Here is a 17814-nt window from a genome sequence, read left to right as displayed (position 1 = left end):
CGATGAGTGATCTCACCCGCCTCGGCGCGGCCGAGCTCGCCGCTGCGATCGCCGACGGCTCGACCAGTTCCGTGCAGGCGACTCGGGCACACCTCGACCGGATCGAGCAGATCGACGAGCGCACCGGCGCCTTCCTGCACGTCGGCAGCGAGCGAGCGCTGGCGGCCGCTGAACGCGCGGACGCCGCGATCAAGGCCGGTGCCGCCGGGCCCCTGACCGGCGTGCCCGTGGCGGTCAAGGACGCCTTCGTCACCCGGGGCGTCCCCACGACGGCCGGCTCCCGGATCCTCGAGGGCTGGCTTCCGCCGTACGAGTCGACTGTCACCGGGCGGCTCGCGGACGCCGGGATGGTCGTGCTCGGCAAGGCCAACATGGACGAGTTCGCGATGGGCTCGACCAACGAGAACTCCGCCTACCGCCCCGCCGCGAACCCGTGGAACCTCGAGCTGACCCCGGGCGGTTCATCGGGCGGCTCCGCGGTCGCCGTCAGCGCGTACGAGGCGCCGCTCGCGGTGGGCACGGACACCGGCGGGTCGATCCGTCAGCCGGCAGCACTGACCGGCATCGTCGGCATGAAGCCGACCTACGGCACCAGTTCCCGCTACGGCCTGATCGCCTTCTCCTCCAGCCTGGACACGCCTGGACCGTTCGGACGCAGCGTGCTCGACACGGCGCTGCTGCATGAGGCAATGAGTGGTTACGACCCGCGCGACTCCACCTCCATCGACGCTCCGGTCGCCCGCGTCGTCGAGGCCGCCCGGCGTGGCGCCACCGAGGGCCTGGCGGGACTGCGCGTCGGCGTGGTCACCGAGCTGCTGGGTGCGGGCCTGGAGGCGGGGGTGCGAGCCGAGTTCGACGCGGCGGTGCAGACCCTTCGTGACCTCGGCGCCGACATCGTCGAGATCTCCTGCCCACACTTCTCGTACGGCGTCGCGGCGTACTACCTGATCGCGCCGTCCGAGGCGTCGTCCAACCTGGCCCGCTTCGACTCGGTGCGCTACGGCCTGCGTGTCGGGGACGATGGCCGGCGTGGCCTCGAGGAGGTCGTGTCGATGACCCGCGAGGCTGGCTTCGGACCGGAGGTCAAGCGGCGCATCATCCTCGGCACCTACGCGCTGTCGGCCGGCTACTACGACGCCTTCTACGGCCAGGCGCAGAAGGTCCGCACGCTCATCGCCCGCGATTTCACCAGTGCCTTCGAGGACGTCGACGTCCTCGTGTCACCCACCGCCCCGACCGTGGCCTACCCGCGCGGAAAGGCCAATACCGACCCGCTCGCGGTGTACCTGCTCGATTTGACCACCCTGCCCGCCTCCCTCGCCGGCACCCCCGCCATGTCGGTGCCGATCGGGCTCTCCGACGATCCGCGGGCTCCGGGCGGGCAGCGGCTGCCGGTCGGTATGCAGATCATGGCCCCGTCCCAGGGCGACGAGCGCTGCTACCGCGTCGGTGCCGCGCTGGAGAAGGCACTCGTCGACGCGCGCGGCGGCCTATTCCTGGACGGAGCACCGGTCCTGTGAGCGCGCGCAAGAAGGAACCGGTCGACATCTCCCAGACCGACGAGCTCGGCCTCACCGGGTCGGGGCGGGCAGTCAACATCGCCGCCTGGGTGCTGTCGGCGCTGGTCATCATCGCCGGGATCGTCGCGCTGGTGACCACCGGCAAGAAGATCTTCATCCTGTTCATCGTGATCGGCGTCCTGACACCCCTGAACGTGCTGATGTACGACAACCTGATCCTCAAGCCCAAGGTCGCCCGGCTGAAGAAGGAGCGCGCTGATCAGCGCGCGGCGCAGACGCCGCTGGACAAGGAGGCCGAGCAGTGAGCACGCAGACCAGCCAGGATCCGCAGGTAGCCGAGGTCCTGCGGACCTACGAACCGGTCGTCGGGCTCGAGACGCACGTCGAGCTGGGCACCGCCTCCAAGATGTTCTGCGGGTGCGCCACCGCGTTCGGCGCCGAGCCCAACACCCAGATCTGCCCGGTCTGCCTCGGGCTCCCCGGGGCCCTGCCGGTGCCCAACGAGAAGGCCATCGAGTCGACCATCCGGATCGGCTTGGCGCTGCACTGCAGCATCGCCGAGCACTCGCGGTTCTCCCGCAAGAACTACTTCTACCCGGACATGCCCAAGAACTTCCAGACCTCGCAGTACGACGACCCGCTGTGCGCCGACGGATATCTCGACGTGCAGGTGGACGGCGAGAGCTTCCGCGTCGACGTCGAGCGCGTCCACCTGGAGGAGGACACCGGCAAGACGCTGCACGTCGGCGGGTCCACCGGTCGCATCCAGGGGGCCACGCATTCCCTGGTCGACTTCAACCGCGCCGGCATCCCGCTGGTCGAGATCGTCACCAAGCCGATCGTGGGCGCGGGCGAGAAGGCTCCCGCGGTCGCCCGCGCGTACGTGACCGAGCTGCGCGAGATCTGCCGCGCGCTCGGCGTCTCGGACGTGCGGATGGAGCAGGGCTCGTTGCGCTGTGACGTGAACCTGTCGCTGAACAAGCCGGGGGAGCCGTGGGGCACCCGCACCGAGACCAAGAATGTCAACAGCCTGCGCTCGGTCGAGCAGGCGGTGCGCAGCGAGATCGTCCGCCAGGCGCCGATCCTCGACGACGGCGGCCGGATCGTCCAGGAGACCCGGCACTTCCACGAGGACACCGGGCAGACCACACCGGGGCGCAGCAAGGAGGAGGCCACCGACTACCGGTACTTCCCCGAGCCCGACCTGCTGCCGATGACCCCGGACCCGGATTGGGTCCGGGGGTTGCGCGACGAGCTCCCCGAGCTGCCCAGCGCCCGGCAGGCACGCCTGCAGGGCGAGTGGGGGCTCAGCGACAAGGAGATGGCCTCCCTGATCGGCGCCGGAGCGATGGATCTCGTGATCGCCACGATCGACGCCGGCGCGCCGCAGGCCGACGCCCGCAAGTGGTGGACCGGCGAGCTGGCCAGACGCGCCAACGAGAACGGCATCGAGCTCGCCGAGCTCGCCATCACGCCCGCCCAGGTCGCTGGGGTCGTCGCGTTGGTCCAGGAGGGCAAGATCAACGACAAGCTCGCTCGCCAGGTCGTGGAAGGCGTGCTGGCGGGGGAGGGTGAGCCCGAGCAGGTGATCACCGACCGCGGGCTGGCCGTCGTCTCGGACACCGCCGCGCTGGGCAGCGCCGTCGACGAGGCGATCGCGGCCAACCCGGACGTGGCCGAGAAGATCCGCGGCGGCAAGGTGCAGGCGGTCGGCGCGCTGGTCGGTGCGGTCATGAAGGCCACGCGCGGCCAGGCGGACGCCGCCGCGGTCAAGACCCTCATCCTCGACAAGCTGGGCGTGTCCTAGCCACCGAGAGGAGCGCGACGACACGTGCTGGTCCTGACTCACGGCTCACCGGCGCACGAGGCACAGCGCCGTACCTTCAAGGTGCTGCACGACTTCGGCCTCGGTGCCCAGGAGCGCCGCGGCCTCGTGGTGCTCGGTGACGGCTTCGAGCGCTTCGGTCCCATCGCCGGCGTGGTGTGCACCCCCGAGGCGATGGCCGTGATCGCGGCGCACGAGATCACCGGGGCGGACGGATATCTCTTCGCGCCGCTGCGTGGCGGGTGGACGATCGGCGGGCGACCGGCGTTGGTCGACGGCAGCGGCACGAACCCGGTCCCGCAGGTCGACGCCGCGGCCAAGCAGATCGTCGCGGCCGCGCGCCGGGGCGGCCTGGACCCCGGCTACGTGCAGGCGATCCTCGTGCTGGACGGTCCGATCACCGGGATCGCGCAGCCAGAGACCCAGCGTGGCGGCGGGGTGGCGATCGTCCCGCTCAGCCCGGAGGGGCTGCGCCAGGCGGTCGACGTCGCGAGCACGAACCGCGAACCGGGGCTGGCCAGCATCTGGACGACCGCCGACGTCATCGAGCTGCTTCAGGTGCTGGGCTTCGACGCGCGCGACCTGGACGTCCAGCTGCTCACGGCCGAGGGCTTCCCGTACTCGCCGTACGTGCTGCGGCCGACGTCCACGGACGACGTGCCCTTCTCCCGGCCCGAGAGCACGCCGCGCGCGACCCGGGCACTGCGTCATCTCTCCGACCGCCCGGGAGGCCTCAGCATCGCCAGCGTGCTCGGCGCTGCGGCGGGGGATCAGCGCCCGACCGGCCCGGTGCCGCAGGTCACGCCGCCGCTTCGCGCAGCTCCGGTCGAAGCGCCACCGCCCACCGGCCCGGCCGCGCTCCTGGTGGACCCCGAGCACGAGCCAGAGCCGCGGCGCAGCCCGTGGCGGTGGCTGGTCCCCCTGCTCGCACTGGCCGTGCTCGTCGCCGCGATATGGATCGGTGCCACCACCCTGCTCGGGGACGCCGACAAGCCGGACGCCGATACCGTGCCGTCGTCCGCCGCGGAAGGCGACGGGCCCCCGGCTGGCGGCTCCGAGTCGGACCCCAGTGAGCCGGGCCCTCAGGAGGCCGGTGGATACACCTTCCAGCAGACCGCCGCCGACCAGGTGCAGGACTGCGCAAGCCACGCCTTCGGGCAAGCGGGGGACTTCCTGGCCGAGCACGCGTGCACGTCGATGGAGCGCGCGATCTACTTGACCACCGTGGACGGCAAGCAGGTGGTGATCTCGCTCGCCGAGGTACAGATGCCGGACGCCGGGTCGGCCGCCGAGCTCAAGGCGCTCCTGGACACCGAGGGCACCGGGAATGTCAACGACCTGCTGCGGGAGAACAAGGCGCCGGAAGGGTCGCCGCCGAAGGAAGTGCTCGGCGACAGCGAGTACGCATCGTCGGTCGACGGCGAGCAGGTGCGGATCGTGCTGGCGGCGTATGCCGACGGCGCGGCCCCGACTGCGAAGGTCGACGCTGCAGCGGACGCCGCCCTGGCGCTGAAGATCAGCCCGCGCTAGCTGATGTCCCCACCGTCTCCACCGCCGGCCGGCGGTGGGAGGTACAGGATCTTGTCGTCGTCCGCGGCCGGGTCGCCGACCCCGTCGCGGTTGTAGGTCCCGACCCACAACCCGCCCTCCACCGGGTCGAGAGCGAGCGCCCGCAGCCGGCCATACTCGCCCACCAGCGAGAGGGTCGGATCGCCGGTCGGCTGCAGATTCTGGTCGAGGACGGTCGTCATCAGCGCCTGCGAGTCGGTGCCCGCGGCGATGATCGCGACGCTGCTGGCGACGCACCCCGCCGCGCCGGCGTCCTTGCCCGCTGTGTAGCTGACCACGGGCTTCATAGCGCTGCCGAGGTTCCCGCCGCTCGTCTCCTCGCCGGCCACCTTGTAGATGGCGTTGCCGGTCAGCGACCCGGCCGGGCCCGAGCCGCCGTCGACGACATACACGTTGGTGCCGTCGGTGCACATGCCGACCGGGTTGGGGACGCCCTCCGTGACCACGAGGTTTACCTTGGCGGACCCGCCGGGGCCACCCCACGGATCGATGCTGAGCACCTGGCCGGCGTTCGGCGATCCGGATCCGCCGGTCGCCACCATCACGTCGCCGTCCGGCCCGATCGTCATCGCCGCCGGCGCCTTCGGCAGTCCGCCGACGAGGGTCTTGGGCACGCCGGAGGCGTTCAGCGAGACAATCCGCCCCTCGGTGGGAGTGGTGAGATAGGCGTAGACCAGCCCGTTCTCCAGGTAGTACGGCGAGGCGACCATCGCCAGCAGCCCGGTGCCGCCGGAGCCGTCCACCTCGGGGATCTGGTAGAGGGTCTCCTGCGGCTGGTCCTTGATCGGGTGGACGCGGGTGACGACGCCGCTGGAACGCTCGCCCACGAGCGCGGTGCCGTCCGGCAGCGCGGCGATGGCGGACGGCTGGTCGAGACCGGTGGCCCGGATCCCGTCGTCCTGCGGTTGACCGGGCTCGGCACCGCCGCCCGGTGGTCCGGGCTGCTGCGGCTTGGGGATCTCCGGCGGCTGCGCGCTCGGCTTCTGCTCCCAGGATCCCGAGCCGAGATAACCGTCCTCGCCGCAGCCGCTCAGCAGCACGCAGACGAGGGCCCCAGCGAGGCCCGTGAGGGCGCGGCGGGACCGATGTGTCATGCGGGAGGCCCTTCCTGGCAGGGGATCGTCGAGCCGGTACGACGCACCAGTCTACGGATCGGTGCCGCGCCCGCGCTCGCCCGCAAGCGCTCAGAGGTAGGCCTTGCCCGCCCCGCGGTAGGTCGACCACGCGCCGCTGAGACGATCACCGCTGATGACCTGCAGCTCGTTCAGCCGCTCGCACAGCTCGCCGGCCTTGGCGTGCCGCAGCCACACCCGGTCCCCGATACGCAACCGGTCCGCGGCCGGACCGGTCACCGGCGACTGGGTCTCGCCCGGCCCCTCCATCGACGTGAACGACAACCCCTCGGGCCAGGCGATCGCCGGCATCCGGTCTGCGCCCGGCGGACCGCTGGCGACCCAGCCGCCGCCGAGCAGCGTGGCGATGCCCGGCACCGGCCGGCGGACGACGTCCAGCCCGAACAGCATCGCCGGGCGCGGCGCCATGTCGACATAGCGGTCGAACAGCGCCGGCCCGACGAAGCCCGAGCCCGCGGCGATCTCGGTGACGCATGCCTCGGCGCCGGTCGAGTCGATCGATCCGCTGCCACCGCCGTTGACGAAGCGCAGCCGGGCCACGCGGCTCACCGCCTCGATCGCGGCGGCTCGCCGCTCGGCGAGCTCTCGGCGGGACACGGTCTTCATCGCGCGAACCGCGCGGGCACGCGGCCCGCCGCCGGCGTCCGCGACGCCCGCGATCTGTCCCTCGTACGCCATCACGCCTTCGATCCGTACCTCCGGGCGGCGGGCCAGCGTCTCTGCCAGCGCGACCAGCTGGCCCGGCGTGTGTATAGGCGAGCGGCGCGGCCCGAGGTGGACCCGTGAGCCCACGCGCAACCCGGCATCGAGCTCGAGGCACACCCGCAGCGGCCGTTGCCGGGATGCTCCGGTGAGCGACTGCGCCAGGTCGACCTGAGCGACCGAGTCCACCATCAGCACGACGGGCAGCTCGTCCTCGGCGGCGGCGCCCAGCCGGGCGAGTGCGGCGCGGTCCACGGTCGGGTAGCCCACCACGATGTCCTCGACACCGTGGGCGTGTAGCCAGAGGGCCTCGGACAAGGTCAATGCGAGGGCACCGTGGATGCCTGGCATCCGCAGCAGATGCTGGATGAGCGGGAGGCAGCGCAGCGACTTCGTGGACAGCCTGATCGGTGTGCCCGCGGCGCGGCGCAGCATGTCCGCGGCATTGTGTTCCAGCGCGTCCAGGTCCAGGATCCCCACAGGGGCGCTGAGCTCACCGGTCAGCCCCTGGTACCGGGCGAACCGGCCGGCCAGCGAATCGGTCATACGACCTAGTCTTGCACGGCCCGCAGGCGGGTGGCGAGGTACTCGCCGTACCCGCGCAGGGCGTCGTCGAGACCCGGGGTCGACGGATCGATGATGTAGCGCAGCGTCGTGCCGTCGAGGAAGGCCACGAGGTTGACCGCCAGCGTGTCGATGTCGTCGAGCCAGACGTACTGGCCGTCGGCCACGACATGGCTCAGGATCGAGACCGCGGCCTGATGGAACTGCTGGTACTGGAAGGCGCCCAGCTCGCGCAGCTCCGGGTCGTAGTACGACGTCATCGCGATATCGAAGAAGACCGCGTGCATCGCCGGGTTCTCGACCACGTCCTTCCAGTACGCGCCCAGGGTTCGGTGCGCGCGTTCGAGAACGGTGCCGGTGGTCTCCAGCTGCTCGACCGAGCGCTCGACATAACCGGGGATCCGACTGGTCACGACGATCTTCAACAGGTCGGTGCGGCTGTCAAAGCAGTAGTGGAAGGAGCTCTGCGGCATGCCCGCCTCGGCGCAGATCGCGCGCGTGGTGGCCGCGGCCACGCCGTGGTTGACCATGACCCGCCACGCCGCCGCGATCAGCAACTCCCGGCGCTCGGTGATGGCAAGGCGCACCACGTGTCCTCCTTCGGAGCAACGACCCTGGTCACAGGGGGTTGCGACATACTAATCGGCTGACGAGACCCCGTCCTGCGACGGGTCTGCATCGCCCGCGGCCGGCGGATCGTGACGAGCCCCGAACAGGACCGAGCGCAGCCGCGGCAGGTCGCGGGGGCGCACGGTCGGGATCCGTACCGTCGAGCCGTCGCTGCGCACCAGATGAACGTGCCGGGCGTCAGGCACGGCCAGGCCGGTCAGATCGTCGCGCCGGACGCTCAGTGACGACAGCGCGCCGCGCACCACGACCTCCTGCGCGGTGATGTCGGCGCCCACGCGCAGCAGCGCAATCGCGGCCAGCACGAACGGCACCAGCACCAAGAGGCCCCACGGACCCAGGCCGACCGCCAGCGGGACCGCGCAGATCACACCCATCATCAACGGCAGCAGCGCAGCCCTCGCGTAGCGGATCCGCATCACCGGGCGGCTCGGGTCTGACGCGACCGCGGATCCGGCGGCTCGGCGGTCGTGGGTGTCGGGCTGGGGCGATCTCACCCCCTCATGGTCGCACTTGGATGCCGCTGGGCTGTCGACCCCATACGCTCTAGGGCGGAGGTACCACGTGAGCCAGGACGACTCGGACCACACGCAGCAGCTGCACCACCTCATCGAGGAGGGTGCCGACCTGCCCACCGCGCTGACCGCACGGCCCGGCCACCCCGGCGCCGGCGGCTACTCGGTGTCCTCGCGTCAGCAGCGCGTGACCCTGGGCCGCGGCGGTCAGTGTGACGTCGTGATCGATGACGACCGGGTGTCGCGGCTGCACGCCGTCGTCCGGCTGCTGGGCACCCGCGCGGTCCTCGAGGACGCCGGGTCAACCAACGGCACCTATGTCGACGGGGTGCGGGTCGAGGGACCGGTCGAGCTGAACGAGGGTGCCATGGTGCGGTTCGGCCGCCGCGGCCCGGTCTTCCGGTACGGACGAAATATCGGGCGCCCGCCGGGCTCGGACGGCCTCATCAGGCCACCCAACTTCGGATGCTGAGGCGTCAGGATCCGAGGGTTGTCCCAGGATTCGAGCCATACGTCTCGCATCGTGGGACGGAGTTGACCTGCTTCGGCAGGGAGGAGGACGCTGGGCTCATGCAGTTCAGCGGAATGCTCGTACTCATTTCCTAGCGCGTCGGCTCGCCGACGCGCTACTCCCCGATGTGCCTGAGGCACACGGGGATTTTTCATGTACACATGCCGATGACCTGCCACAGCAGAATCGACGGGCCGACGGCCCGCACCGTCCCACAAGGAACCCGCACGGTCCTGAGCTCGTGATCCGAGGAAGGAAGCACCATGGCAAGCCCACCCGCAGCCGCGCCATCCGCACCGCGTCGCGGTGCCGCAGCACCCGAACCGCAGATCGTCGAGCACTGCAGCGGCGCACAGTCACTGGTGCGTTCGCTGGAGTGCGTCGGCGCGGAGACGCTGTTCGGCATTCCCGGTGGCGCCGTGCTGCCGGTCTACGATCCGCTGTTCGACTCCTCGTTGCGCCACATCCTCGTGCGCCACGAGCAGGGGGCAGGGCACGCCGCCGAGGGCTATGCCCAGGCCACCGGCAAGGTCGGCGTCTGCATCGCCACCTCCGGCCCCGGCGCGACCAACCTGGTCACGCCCATCGCTGATGCCCACATGGACTCGGTGCCCATCGTGGCCATCACCGGCCAGGTGTCCGCGAGACTGCTCGGCACGGACGGGTTCCAGGAAGCCGACATTTGCGGCATCACCACCCCCATCACCAAGCACAACGTCCTGGTCACCGATCCCGAGGACATCCCCCGCGCCGTCTCGGAGGCCTTCCACATCGCCGCCAGTGGCCGCCCCGGTCCGGTGCTCGTCGACATCCCCAAGAGTGTGCTGGAGGCGCAGACCGTCTTCCAGTGGCCGCCGCAGCACCACCTGCCCGGCTACCGACCGGTGACCCGCCCGCACCTCAAGCAGATCCGCGAGGCCGCCAAGCTCATCCACTCCTCCGTGCGTCCGGTGCTGTACGTCGGTGGTGGCGTGATCAAGGCCGAGGCATCCGCCGAGCTGCTCGCGCTCGCCGACCTCACCGGGATCCCGGTCGTCACGACCCTGATGGCGCGCGGCGCCTTCCCGGACTCGCACCCGCAGCACCTGGGCATGCCCGGCATGCACGGCACCGTCCCTGCCGTCACCGCGCTGCAGAAGGCCGACCTGCTGATCGCCCTCGGTACCCGGTTCGACGACCGCGTCACCGGTGACCTGTCGACCTTCGCGCCCGGCGCCAAGGTAGTGCACGCCGACATCGACCCCGCGGAGATCGGCAAGAACCGGGTCGCCGACGTGCCGATCGTCGGTGACTGCAAGGAGACGATGGTCGAGCTGGTCACCGCGCTGACGGCCCTGCGTGAGGAGTCCGAGCCCGCCGACATCTCGTCCTGGAAGCAGCAGCTCGAGCGGTGGCGCGAGAAGTTCCCGCTCGGCTACGACTGGCCGGCGGACGGCACGCTGTCTCCGCAGTACGTCATGGAGCGCATCGACGCGCTGACGCCGGACGGCGCGGTGTACGTCGCCGGCGTCGGTCAGCACCAGATGTGGGCCGCGCAGTTCGTGAAGTACGAGCAGCCCCGCACCTGGCTGAACTCCGGCGGGCTGGGCACCATGGGCTACGCGATTCCGGCAGCGATGGGCGCCAAGGTCGGTGCGCCGGAGAAGGTCGTGTGGGCGATCGACGGCGACGGCTGCTTCCAGATGACCAACCAGGAGCTGGCCACCTGCGCGATCGAGGGAATCCCGATCAAGGTCGCGGTCATCAACAACGGCAACCTCGGCATGGTTCGCCAGTGGCAGACGCTGTTCTACGACGAGCGGTACTCCAACACCGATCTGGGCACCCACAAGCTGCGCATCCCCGACTTCGTCATGCTGGCCGAGTCGCTGGGCTGCGTGGGGCTGCGTGCCGAGTCCAAGGAGGACGTCGACGACGTCATCGCGCAGGCGCTGCAGATCAATGACCGGCCGGTCGTCATCGACTTCACCGTCGGCAAGGACGCCCAGGTCTGGCCGATGGTCGCCGCGGGCCGAAGCAACGACGAGATCCTCGCCGCGCGTGACATCCGCCCCGACTTCGACGAGGAGTAGAAGCATGGCCACCACCCGCCACACCCTGTCGGTGCTCGTGGAGGACAAACCCGGCGTCCTGGCGCGCGTCGCCGGACTGTTCAGCCGCCGCGGCTTCAACATCGAGTCGCTTGCGGTAGGCCCGACCGAGCAGCCGGAGATCTCTCGCATCACCATCGTCGTCCAGGTCGAGGACAACCTCATCGAGCAGGTCACCAAGCAGCTCAACAAGCTGATCCAGGTCATCAAGATCGTTGAGCTGGAGCCCGCGAACTCGGTGCAGCGCGAGATCGTGCTGATCAAGGTGCGCATCGACGCGCACCACCGCACTCCGGTGCTGGAGACGGTCAATCTGTTCCGTGCCAAGGTCGTCGACGTCACCACCGACTCGTTGACCATCGAGGCGACGGGCACCCGGGAGAAGCTCGCCGCGTTGAGCTCGGCGCTGGAGCCCTTCGGGATCCGCGAGCTCGTGCAGTCCGGCGTCGTCGCGATCGGCCGTGGCCCCCGCGCGATCACCGCCTCCCAGCCCCGCCTGGCCGACCGGGCCGGCTGACCCGCAGCACCCACGAACCACCAGACACCCCAGGCCGCGAGGCCGCACCACACCGAAGGGAAGCCAACGATGGCAGCAACAATGTTCTACGACGACGACGCGGACCTGACCAAGATCCAAGGACGCAAGGTCGCCGTCATCGGCTACGGCAGCCAGGGCGAGGCGCACGCGCTGTGCCTGCGCGACTCAGGGGTCGACGTCCGCGTCGGCCTGCAGCCGTCGTCGAAGAGCGTGCAGAAGGCGACGGACGAGGGGCTGCGCGTGGTCACGCCGGCCGAGGCCGCCCAGGAAGCCGACCTGATCATGATCCTGGCTCCCGACCACGTCCAGCGCACCCTCTACGCAGAGGAGATCGCCCCGCACCTGAACGAGGGCGATGCGCTGTTCTTCGGCCACGGCTTCAACATTCGCTTCGGCTACATCCAGCCCCCGGCCAATGTCACCGTCGCGATGGTCGCCCCCAAGGGGCCAGGGCACCTGGTGCGCCGCGAGTACGTCGACGGCAAGGGCGTCCCGTGCCTGGTCGCGGTCGAGCAGGACCCGACCGGCGAGGGCATGGCGCTCGCGCTGTCGTACGCCAAGGCACTTGGCGGCACCCGCGCCGGCGTCATCCAGACCACTTTCACCGAGGAGACCGAGACGGATCTGTTCGGCGAGCAGGCCGTGCTGTGCGGTGGCATGAGCCGCCTCGTGCAGCAGGGCTTCGAGGTACTGACCGAGGCCGGCTACCAGCCCGAGGTCGCCTACTTCGAATGCCTGCACGAGCTGAAGCTGATCGTCGACCTCATGTACGAGGGTGGCATCGCCAAGCAGCGCTGGTCGGTCTCGGACACCGCGGAGTACGGCGACTACACCTCGGGCCCGAAGGTCGTCGACGATCGCGTCAAGGAGAACATGCAGCAGGTCCTCGCCGACATCAAGTCCGGTGAGTGGGCCAAGAACTTCATCGAGGACCAGGACAACGGCGCCGCCGACTTCAAGAAGCGTCGTTCCGAGCAGGAGACGCACCCGATCGAGGCCACCGGCAAGGAGCTGCGCAAGCTCATGAGCTGGGTCTCGGCGAAGGACGACTACCAGGAAGGCACCGCGGCCCGCTAAGCGGATCGCGAGAGGACGCAAGGGAAGCCCGAAGAGAATGAAGCTCGCAGTAATCCCCGGCGACGGGATCGGCATCGAGGTCACCGCAGAGGCGCTGAAGGTTCTGCAGGCCGCTGGCGTGGATGCCGAGCAGACCCACTACCCGCTCGGCGCGAAGTTCTGGCACGAGACGGGCGAGCTGCTGCCCGACTCGATGATGGAGGAGCTGCGCGGCCACGACGCGATCCTGCTCGGCGCGGTCGGTGACCCTTCCGTGCCGCCGGGGATCCTCGAGCGCGGCCTGCTGCTGAAGCTGCGCTTCGCCTTCGAGCACTACGTCAACCTGCGTCCGGCCAAGCTGTACCCCAACACCGACTCGGTCCTCGCGGGAGACAAGAAGATCGACTTCGTGGTCTTCCGCGAGGGCACCGAGGGCCCGTACGCCGGCAATGGCGGAACCCTGCGCCAGGGCACCCCCAACGAGATCGCCACCGAGGTCTCGCTCAACACCGCCTTCGGTGCCCGCCGGGTCATCGAGGCCGCCTTCCAGGCTGCCCAGCAGCGCGAGCGCAAGCACCTGACCCTCGTGCACAAGACCAACGTGCTGGTGCATGCCGGCGGGCTGTGGCAGCGCACGTTCGACGATGTTGCCGCGCAGTACCCGGACGTCGATACCGCCTACTCGCACGTCGATGCCGCCATGATCTATCTCGTCAACGATCCGCAGCGCTTCGACGTCATCGTCACCGACAACCTCTTCGGCGACATCGTGACCGACCTGGCGGCTGCGGTCACCGGAGGCATCGGTCTCGCGGCGTCCGGCAATATCGACGCTTCTCGAAGCAACCCGTCGATGTTCGAGCCGGTACACGGCTCGGCACCCGACATCGCCGGACAGGGGAAGGCCGACCCGACAGCGGCGATCCTCTCGGCCGGCATGCTGCTCGATCACGTGGGGGAGAACTCGCTTGCCGCCAAGGTCGAGCAGGCGGTCGCCGACGACCTCGCGACCCGCGAGCGCAGCAACCCCGGCTCGACGTCCGAGATCGGCGACCGCATCGCCAAGCTGGTAGCCGACTCCTAGACCTCCTGCACAGAAGGAAACCCCGCGATGACCACCGACGCGAGCCTGCCCCTGGGCGACTCCTTCCACGTCTACGACACCACCTTGCGTGATGGAGCGCAGCGGGAGGGGATCACGTACTCGGTGGCCGACAAGCTAGCGGTGGCCAGGTTGCTGGACGAGCTCGGAGTCGGGTTCATCGAGGGTGGGTGGCCCGGCGCCCTGCCGAAGGACACCGAGTTCTTCCAGCGGGCCCAGCGCGAGCTCGATCTGCAGACCGCCCAGCTGGTGGCCTTCGGCTCGACTCGCAAGGCCGGCGTGGACGTCGCCGGCGATCCGCAGGTACAGGCGCTGGTCGACTCGCAGGCGCCGGTGGTATGCCTGGTGGCCAAGTCCGACGTGCGGCACGTCGAGCAGGCGCTGCGCACCAGCCGAGAGGAGAACATCGCGATGGTGCGCGACACCGTAGCGCACCTGGTCTCGCTCGGCCGGCGGGTCTTCGTCGACTGCGAGCACTTCTTCGACGGCTACAAGTTCGACGCGGATTACACGGTGTCGGTGATGCGCGCGGCCTTCGAGGCAGGCGCCGACGTGGTCGTCATGTGCGACACCAACGGCGGCATGCTCCCGACCGGGGTGCAGCGAATCGTCGGCGAGGTCCGGGCGGCGGTCGACGGGCGGCTGGGCATCCACTGCCAGGACGACACCGGCTGCGCCGTCGCGAACACCCTGACCGCGGTCGAGTCCGGGGTCACCCACGTCCAGTGCACGGCGAACGGCTACGGCGAGCGGACCGGGAACGCGGACCTGTTCGCGGTGGTCGGCGGGTTGGCAGCCAAGCTGCAGATGCCCGTCCTGCCTCAGGGCCGGCTCACCGAGATGCAGCGCATCTCGCATGCCCTCGCCGAGAAGGCCAATCTCTCCCCGAACACCCACCAGCCGTACGTCGGGTCGTCGTCCTTCGCCCACAAGGCCGGGCTGCACGCCAGCGCGATCAAGGTCTCGCCCGAGCTCTACAACCACATGGACCCCGCCGACGTCGGCAACGACATGCGCATCCTCGTCACTGAGATGGCCGGCCGGGCGAGCGTCGAGCTCAAGGGTCGCGAGCTCGGCGTCGACATCGCCGAGCACCCCGAGGCGGTCGGCCGGGTCGTCGAGATCGTCAAGGCGAGAGAGGCCCAGGGCTGGTCGTACGAGGCCGCGGACGCCTCGTTCGAGCTGTTGATGCGCGACGAGCTGGAACCGGACCGCAAGCCGATCTTCACCCTGGAGTCCTACCGAGTCATCGTCGAGCACCGCGCGGACGACGCGGTCGTCTCCGAGGCGACTGTGAAGGTGGTGCTCGGCAGCGAGCGCGTCATCGCCACAGCCGAGGGCAACGGCCCGGTCAACGCGCTCGACGAGGCGTTGCGGCTGGCGATCATCGGACACTACCCGCAGCTGGAGGGGATCGAGCTCGCGGACTACAAGGTCCGCATCCTGGAAGGCCGGGCGGGCACCGACGCCACCACACGCGTGCTGATCGACACTACCGACGGCGAGTCGACCTGGACCACCGTGGGAGTACACCAGAACGTTGTCGAGGCATCCTGGAAGGCCCTGGTGGACTCCGTCGCTTACGGTCTGCAGGCCTAGCCGAGGGGGACTCGGCCCGCGGCCAGCCGGCGCACAGCGCGAATCACCTCGCGCAGCGCAGGCTCGGTCCGCCCGACCGGTACGACGTACGGCGTGGCATAGAGCCGCTCGGGACCGCTGATTCTCGGCTCGGGCTCGCGCTGCGGCGGTTGTTCCTCGTCTTCCGGCAGCGGCGTAATCTGCTCGAACACGGCGCGGTCGGGGGGGGGCATCTGCGGCGGTGGATCGTTTGCGAAGTCCAGCGGTCGCAGGAACTCCGGCTCGGAGAGATCCAGATCCGTCCGCGGTTGCGGCTCGGGCTCGGTGGGCGGCTCGGTCTTGCGGTAGAAGGCCATCTCCGGGTCGCGGTGCCCGACCAGGCGCACCAGCTCGAGGTCCTCCCACCGGACGTCGAGTGAGTCCTGCCGCCGTCCGGCGGGGATCTGCACGCCGCGCTCGCTGAGCGTCATCAGTGGCCCGCGCCGGCTGCCGGTACGTAGCCACAGCATCATCAGCCCGGCGCCGAGGACGATCAGTACGACGGTCGCGATGAGCGCGGTCCACACGATGCCCGTCTTGAAATAGCCCGGCTCGCGGCGGATCAGCACGATCAACGCCGGCACCCAGAACAGCAGGACGCTCGCGCCGGCCAGCGCAACCACGAGCCCCCGCACGATGCCGCGATGGTCGCGGCGTACGACGACCTCCGCGGGCGGCCCGTCGACGGTCGGCGCCGGGGCGCCGGTGGGTGCGGGCTGGCTGGTGGGGGCAGGAATCGTCACAGTCACCCACCCTAGACGAGCCCCGGCCCACGGGCGGTTTCGCCGTGGGGCGCTGCCGACGCCGCCGGGTTGGTTATAGGTTGGGCAGGTAGTTACAACAGCGAACGATCTGGCCGCGGGCCGTGGCCGCGAGGAGGTGCCGTCGTGAACGGTGCGAACGCCCTGATGCAGACCCTGATGGCCAACGACGTCGACGTGTGCTTCGCCAATCCGGGTACCTCCGAGATGCACTTCGTCGCCGCGCTCGACGCCACCGAGGGGATGCGGTGCGTGCTGGGGCTGTTCGAGGGGGTGGTCACCGGGGCGGCCGACGGCTACGCGCGGATGACCGGCACTCCAGCGGCCACCCTGCTGCATCTCGGGCCGGGCATGGCCAACGGGCTCTCGAACCTGCACAACGCGTTGCGCGCTCAGTCGCCGATGGTGAACGTGATCGGCGACCACGCGACCTATCACCGTCACCTCGACGCGCCGTTGACCTCCGACATCGAGACCGCCGCGCGGCCGTTCAGCCATTGGGTGCGCACCACGCCGGACGCCGACTCGGTCCCGCTGGACACCGCTGCCGCCATCCGCGAGGCACGCCGCAGGCCCGGCCGGATCAGCTCGCTCATCCTCCCGGCGGACGCCGCCTGGAACGAGGTGAGGTCGTCGTCCGTCCAGGCTCCGCAGGCGGGTGACCCGCAGCCGGCACCGCTGGACGGTGAGGCCGTCGACGCGGTCGCCGCGCTGCTGCCGCGCGCCGAGTCGCCGGCGATCATCCTGGGTCCGGGAGCCACGCTGGAGCAGCCGCTGGGCGCGGCCGGCAAGGTCGCGGCCGCCACCGGGGCCAAGCTGCTGACCACCACGATGACCTCGCGGATAACCCGCGGTGCCGGCCGGGTGCCGGTCGCCCGCATCCCGTACCCGCCCGACCAAGCCGCCACGTTCCTGGCCGAGCACGATCTCATCGTGCTCGTGGGCGCGAAGGGTCCGGTGAGCTTCTTCGCCTACCCGGACCGGCCGAGCGTGCTTTGGCCACGCACCGCTCAGGTCGTCGAGCTCGCCCGCCCCGACCACGACCTGACCGAGGCCCTCGACGGGCTGGTCGATGCCCTCGCTGCCGGCGACGCGACGGCCCGCACCAGCCCGCTCGAGCTGCCGCAGCGGCCGTCCGGTGAGCTGAACGTCGCCGGGCTCGGCGCCCTGATCGGCTCCCTGCTCCCGGAGCAGGCGATCGTCGTCGATGAGTCGATCACCTCAGGTCGCACGCTGGTCGCTGAGACCGAGACCGCGCGGCCGCACGACTGGCTGGTCGGCACCGGTGGGTCGATCGGCTACGCGATGCCGTGCGCAATCGGCGCGGCCGTGGCCTGCCCCGACCGCAAGGTGATCGTGCTGGAGAGCGACGGCAGCGCGATGTACCAGCCGCAGGCGCTCTGGACGGCGGCGCGCGAGCAGCTGGACATAGTGATCGTGCTGTTCGCCAACCGCAAGTACAAGATCCTGCACAACGAGATGCGCAATGTCGGCGTCCCCGCCTTCGGACCGAAGGCGCAGGCACTGCTCGACATCGACAACCCCGCGATCGACTTCGTCGCGCTTGCCGGATCGATGGGGGTGCCCGCGTCCGCCGTGACCACGATGGACGAGCTGGCGACGGCGCTGGAGGGCGCGCTGGCCGAGCCTGGCCCGGCACTGATCGAGGTGCGTCTGTAGACCG

At 70.2% G+C, this 17814-nt stretch carries 16 protein-coding genes; 11 read left to right on the top strand and 5 right to left on the bottom strand.

Going from position 1 to position 17814, the window contains the following annotated elements:
- The first annotated feature begins 2 nt into the window (after positions 1-2).
- Genes gatA through DAA40_RS02425 form a run of 4 tightly spaced genes read left to right on the top strand, consistent with a single transcriptional unit; the run spans position 3 to position 4875 of the window.
- Entirely contained in the window at positions 3-1520 is a 1518-nt protein-coding gene (gatA, locus tag DAA40_RS02440) for an Asp-tRNA(Asn)/Glu-tRNA(Gln) amidotransferase subunit GatA (RefSeq protein ID WP_106848138.1), read from the top strand.
- A complete protein-coding gene (locus DAA40_RS02435) occupies positions 1517-1825 on the top strand; it encodes a hypothetical protein (RefSeq protein ID WP_106848137.1) in 309 nt (102 codons plus the stop codon). The genes gatA and DAA40_RS02435 overlap by 4 nt, the downstream gene beginning before the upstream one ends.
- Positions 1822-3327 (top strand): Asp-tRNA(Asn)/Glu-tRNA(Gln) amidotransferase subunit GatB, encoded by a 1506-nt coding sequence (gatB, locus tag DAA40_RS02430; RefSeq protein WP_106848136.1) that lies wholly within the window; start codon positions 1822-1824, stop codon positions 3325-3327. The genes DAA40_RS02435 and gatB overlap by 4 nt, the downstream gene beginning before the upstream one ends.
- Positions 3328-3351: 24 nt before the next feature.
- Positions 3352-4875 (top strand): hypothetical protein, encoded by a 1524-nt coding sequence (locus DAA40_RS02425; protein ID WP_106848135.1) that lies wholly within the window; start codon positions 3352-3354, stop codon positions 4873-4875.
- Here the strand turns inward: DAA40_RS02425 and DAA40_RS02420 are convergent.
- From DAA40_RS02420 to DAA40_RS02405, 4 genes are all read right to left on the bottom strand, one after another.
- Complete coding sequence (locus DAA40_RS02420) at positions 4872-6008, bottom strand: sorbosone dehydrogenase family protein (protein ID WP_106848134.1); 1137 nt, start codon at positions 6006-6008, stop codon at positions 4872-4874. The genes DAA40_RS02425 and DAA40_RS02420 overlap by 4 nt on opposite strands.
- 90 nt (positions 6009-6098) lie before the next feature.
- On the bottom strand, positions 6099-7295 hold the full coding sequence (locus DAA40_RS02415; RefSeq protein WP_106848133.1) for an alanine racemase: 1197 nt from the start codon (positions 7293-7295) through the stop codon (positions 6099-6101).
- A 5-nt stretch (positions 7296-7300) separates the two neighbouring features.
- Positions 7301-7903 carry a TetR/AcrR family transcriptional regulator gene (locus DAA40_RS02410; RefSeq protein ID WP_106848132.1) on the bottom strand — a complete coding sequence of 201 codons (603 nt, stop codon included), beginning with the start codon at positions 7901-7903 and terminating at the stop codon, positions 7301-7303.
- A 48-nt stretch (positions 7904-7951) separates the two neighbouring features.
- Positions 7952-8437 carry a hypothetical protein gene (locus DAA40_RS02405; protein WP_106848131.1) on the bottom strand — a complete coding sequence of 162 codons (486 nt, stop codon included), beginning with the start codon at positions 8435-8437 and terminating at the stop codon, positions 7952-7954.
- 67 nt (positions 8438-8504) lie between these two features.
- Between DAA40_RS02405 and DAA40_RS02400 the strand changes: the two genes are divergently transcribed.
- From DAA40_RS02400 to cimA, 6 genes are all read left to right on the top strand, one after another.
- Positions 8505-8927, top strand: coding sequence for an FHA domain-containing protein (locus DAA40_RS02400; RefSeq protein WP_158716187.1), 423 nt, complete (start codon positions 8505-8507; stop codon positions 8925-8927).
- A gap of 302 nt (positions 8928-9229) precedes the next feature.
- Positions 9230-11038, top strand: a complete 1809-nt coding sequence (locus DAA40_RS02395; protein ID WP_106848129.1) for an acetolactate synthase large subunit — start codon at positions 9230-9232, stop codon at positions 11036-11038.
- A 4-nt stretch (positions 11039-11042) separates the two neighbouring features.
- Complete coding sequence (gene ilvN, locus DAA40_RS02390; protein ID WP_106848128.1) at positions 11043-11573, top strand: acetolactate synthase small subunit; 531 nt, start codon at positions 11043-11045, stop codon at positions 11571-11573.
- 69 nt (positions 11574-11642) lie between these two features.
- The gene (gene ilvC / locus DAA40_RS02385; protein WP_106848127.1) at positions 11643-12671 is read left to right on the top strand and encodes a ketol-acid reductoisomerase; all 1029 of its coding nucleotides are present in this window, start codon (positions 11643-11645) and stop codon (positions 12669-12671) included.
- A gap of 37 nt (positions 12672-12708) precedes the next feature.
- Positions 12709-13734, top strand: a complete 1026-nt coding sequence (locus DAA40_RS02380) for a 3-isopropylmalate dehydrogenase (RefSeq protein ID WP_106848126.1) — start codon at positions 12709-12711, stop codon at positions 13732-13734.
- Between the two features lie 27 nt (positions 13735-13761).
- Entirely contained in the window at positions 13762-15351 is a 1590-nt protein-coding gene (cimA, locus tag DAA40_RS02375) for a citramalate synthase (RefSeq protein ID WP_106848125.1), read from the top strand.
- Here cimA and DAA40_RS02370 read toward each other — a convergent pair.
- Positions 15348-16112 carry a hypothetical protein gene (locus DAA40_RS02370; protein ID WP_106848124.1) on the bottom strand — a complete coding sequence of 255 codons (765 nt, stop codon included), beginning with the start codon at positions 16110-16112 and terminating at the stop codon, positions 15348-15350. The genes cimA and DAA40_RS02370 overlap by 4 nt on opposite strands.
- 144 nt (positions 16113-16256) lie before the next feature.
- On the opposite strand from DAA40_RS02370, the gene DAA40_RS02365 reads away from it, so the two are divergent.
- Positions 16257-17810 carry an acetolactate synthase large subunit gene (locus DAA40_RS02365; RefSeq protein ID WP_106848123.1) on the top strand — a complete coding sequence of 518 codons (1554 nt, stop codon included), beginning with the start codon at positions 16257-16259 and terminating at the stop codon, positions 17808-17810.
- Positions 17811-17814 lie beyond the last annotated feature (4 nt).

It is taken from the genome of Blastococcus sp. Marseille-P5729, from assembly GCF_900292035.1.
Classification (GTDB): Bacteria; Actinomycetota; Actinomycetes; order Mycobacteriales; family Antricoccaceae; genus Cumulibacter.
The sequence above is the reverse complement of the archived record's forward strand: the minus strand, read 5'-3'. Positions and strand labels throughout refer to the sequence as shown.